We start from the raw sequence: 3,455 nt of genomic DNA, 5'->3' as shown, positions 1-3,455 counted from the left end.
GGCCGCGGTCCCGGTGCCAGTCCCGGCAGGCCGGACGCGAGCGAGGCTACCACCGTGGGCGGAACCGGCAGACCGGCCCGATTCGAGAAGCCCTTCAATTTATCGAGCGTATCATTCGATATCGTAATAATCCCGTGCCCTCGCGAAAGCGCATTGCGCATACGCGCTATGTGACGTTTTTGCTCGCCATTGCGGCAATAATCCGGGTGCGTGATTGGTATGAGATCGCAGACGACAAATATGGGCCGAACACCAAGGAGCTTCAACAGCAGCGCGTAGCCTTTGCTTTCCAGTCCCATATGGCCCGTATTGAAAAAATAGCAGCCCGCCACGTTCGTGTTCATCCAGCCGTACAAGCACGCTTTAAGAATGAGCTGCCGTGCTACTCGGGCACCGTCAGTCTGGCCGTCCAGCAACATGCTAAACGCGCGATCGGAGTCCGTCTCTGAAAGAACAGCATGTAGGCCCCAGAGACTCAAAACCGCCCGCGCAGTGTGCGCGTAATGCCGAACGTATTCCAGACTCAGGCGATCTATTCCCGTCGGAAGCCTGCCGACCAGCCGTCGGTAGATTAAACGTGTAATATCAATCAGGATACGCGGCATGATTGTGTAGGCGTGTAATCATATAGACAGGGTGTCGGCACGCGGCAAGAAAGACTACCGCTTTCAAAACTTGGTGTTTTTATCGCGTTGGATGTAAAGTAAAACAAAAGCGCCCGTTCGCAGAATTCTACCGGGGTTCGCATCCTAATTAAGTATATATTTTAAAGTCCCTCGCTATGCGTACAAATCTTGCATTATCTCTGACATTTTCTCTGGGCGTTCTGATCCTGCATGGTTGCAGCAGTCTTGGCCTCCCCGACGCTGGTTTCGTGAAATCCGATGTCAAGCCTATCGAAACCGGTCCAAATCCGGCAGGCATTCAAATTGTGGATGTCACGGATAAAGTGGCGCGTGAATTGCTGGCCCATCGCGCAACGCACATGTTTTCGGACACGTTGGGATCGGCGCCGATCAACGCGCAGCTCATAGGGCCGGGCGATGTGGTAGAAGTCACGATATGGGAAGCGCCTCCGGCCACCCTCTTTGGGGCGCCGCAAATCACCCTGGCTAGCGCCCAAGCGGCATCATTGACGACCTCACAGGTGACCACGCTGCCGGACCAGATGGTTGATAGCGAAGGTTTCATCAATGTCCCTTTTGTCGGTCAAGTGAAAGCAGCCGGCAGGTTACCCACGGAAATCGAAGCTGAAATCACCAAGGGTCTTAAGGGCAAGGCCAATCAGCCGCAGGTTCTCGTAAGAGTAATCCATAATGTTTCTTCGAAAGTTACGGTCGTCGGGGATGTAACGAATAGCACCCTCGTTCCCCTTACGCCTCGCGGCGAAAAACTGCTGGACGCCCTGGCAGCCGCCGGCGGCGTGCGCCAGCCGGTAGACAAAATGACCATTCAGGTAACGCGGGACGACAACGTTTATTCGCTTCCACTGGAAACCATCATCAAGGACCCGAGGCAGAATGTACCGCTGCATCCCGGCGACGTGGTCACTGCCCTGTTCCAGCCGCTCAGCTTTACAGCGCTCGGCGCGACGGGGAAAAATGAGGAGATCAACTTCGAAGCGCAAGGCATCACGCTGGCGCAGGCTCTGGCGCGAACCGGCGGATTGATCGACAACCGCGCCGACGCGCAAGGCGTTTTCATTTTTCGCTTCGAACCTTCAGACACGCTGAAATGGCCCCACCAGCCGGTTATGGTTACACCCGACGGCAAGGTACCGGTGATCTACCGGGTCGATCTGAAAAATCCCGAGACCTTTTTCGTCGCACAGTCGTTTCCGGTCGAAAATAAAGATTTGCTTTATGTGACCAACGCGCCGCTCGCGGAAGTGCAGAAATTCCTCAACGTAATTTATTTAATTACCTCCCCTGCTCTTAACGCGGCGGCCATAGGAACGCGATGAAGCCTCCAAAAAAAGTGCCCGAGGCGTTGCGCCGTTCAGGCGTTTCAAAGGGCGCGCGAGCTCAAATAAAAGCGCAAAAGCCATTCGTGCTGTGGTTCACGGGGCTTCCTGCTGCAGGCAAGTCAACCATCGCCAACCTTGTAGAGGCAGAGCTATTGACGCTGGGCTACCATACGTTTCTTCTTGACGGCGATTTTGTGCGCCAGGGATTAAACAGCGATCTAGGATTTTCAGAATCTGATCGCACAGAAAATATTCGCCGCGTGGCTGAAGTTGCCAGATTGATGGTCGACGCGGGGCTCATCGTTTTGGCCGCGTTCATTTCACCATTTCGCGCCGAACGCCAAATGGCACGGTTATTGTTTTCCGAAGACGAGTTTGTGGAAATCTTTGTGGACGTTCCGCTCGAAATAGCCGAAGCGCGCGATCCCAAAGGACTTTACAAGAAAGCGCGCCGCGGAGAATTAAAGCTCTTCACCGGCATCGACTCTCCCTACGAACCACCGCTCGCGCCGGATATCCGGCTCGATACGACCGCAGCCCCCCCGGACGATACGGCCGAATTAGTCATGAAATACCTCGGTAAAAAAGGCCTCGTCGTTATCGAGCAAAAGTGCAAAGCAGTGTTTTCTTAGTGATCAAATGATTCAACCCCGCGGCGCCGAAATAGATGTCGAAATACTAATGCAACGTATTCGGGAGGGAGTTGCCAAGCATCGGCTTGCGCGATTCAACGCCTCTTTGAATGTCGGTGATTCACAGCTTCCCGTCCCTCCACGCTCTGCGGCAGGTGTAAACACCGCGGTTGCACAACCACGGGTCGTCGCCACCCCCAGTGCGATAAGGCTTCAATTGCCAGAACCTTGTAGGATTGACTTGCAGCCCGCATTTCAACCGTCGACGACTGGACAATACCACGTCAACGACCTGCTGGTTTTTCACAATGAAGCTTTCATTACTGCCGCATACCGGGCCCTCCTTCGCCGCGCCCCGGACGAACCCGGTTTCAAGTATTACCTTGGTCGTCTGCGCGACGGCATTTCAAAGATTCAAATTCTTGGCCAGATACGCTACTCGCCCGAAGGAAAGTCGGCAGGCGTGGTGGTTAGCGGCCTCTTGGTTTCATACACTCTACGAAAAATCTATAGTTGGCCCATCTTAGGGCGCCTGGCGCAAACCGTTGCCGCTTTATGGAATTTCCCTAATTTTGAGCGCAATCAGCAAAAATTCGAAAACCTTATTGTTCAGTTTATCGAGAAAGCCGGGGAACATTATCAAGAATACATAGATGTTCTTTACCGCGCAGCACACGACTTAGAGGCTGGTCATAGTCGACTGTTGGCTTATCAAGTGGAAACCAACGCTGCTTTGCGAGCGGCAGTGGATGGTTTAATCCAGACCGTGCAGTCGCTTGCGCAAACCAAATCGTTCCTGCAAGCTGCCTTGGATGGCGTTAATTAGATCCTCCAGTCGCTTGCACAAACTAAAGCTG

At 53.7% G+C, this 3,455-nt stretch carries 3 protein-coding genes and 1 pseudogene; 3 read left to right on the top strand and 1 reads right to left on the bottom strand.

The window, feature by feature from the left end:
* Positions 1-605, bottom strand: a 605-nt coding sequence (locus tag VLV32_08180) for a glycosyltransferase family 1 protein (protein ID HUL41865.1), incomplete at its 3' end; no start/stop codon positions are given.
* Positions 606-781: 176 nt separating this feature from the next.
* Here VLV32_08180 and VLV32_08175 point away from each other — a divergent pair.
* The 3 genes and pseudogenes from VLV32_08175 to VLV32_08165 all read left to right on the top strand — a co-directional run bounded on the left by VLV32_08175 (position 782) and on the right by VLV32_08165 (position 3,424).
* Positions 782-1,963 carry a polysaccharide biosynthesis/export family protein gene (locus VLV32_08175; GenBank protein ID HUL41864.1) on the top strand — a complete coding sequence of 394 codons (1,182 nt, stop codon included), beginning with the start codon at positions 782-784 and terminating at the stop codon, positions 1,961-1,963.
* Between the two features lie 41 nt (positions 1,964-2,004).
* Positions 2,005-2,598: pseudogene (gene cysC / locus VLV32_08170) on the top strand (adenylyl-sulfate kinase).
* A 7-nt stretch (positions 2,599-2,605) separates the two neighbouring features.
* Positions 2,606-3,424 carry a DUF4214 domain-containing protein gene (locus VLV32_08165; GenBank protein HUL41863.1) on the top strand — a complete coding sequence of 273 codons (819 nt, stop codon included), beginning with the start codon at positions 2,606-2,608 and terminating at the stop codon, positions 3,422-3,424.
* Positions 3,425-3,455: the final 31 nt, after the last annotated feature.

The organism is Burkholderiales bacterium (assembly GCA_035518095.1).
GTDB lineage: Bacteria > Pseudomonadota > Gammaproteobacteria > Burkholderiales > JAHFRG01 > JAHFRG01.
Note: the sequence above shows the minus strand (reverse complement) of the source record. Positions and strands in the feature narration are given on the sequence as shown.

Excerpts from the sequence above, each read along its gene's own strand:
- VLV32_08175 (HUL41864.1), top strand. The coding sequence starts at position 782 with ATGCGTACAAATCTTGCATTATCTCTGACATTTTCTCTGGGCGTTCTG.
- VLV32_08165 (HUL41863.1), top strand. The coding sequence starts at position 2,606 with ATGATTCAACCCCGCGGCGCCGAAATAGATGTCGAAATACTAATGCAA.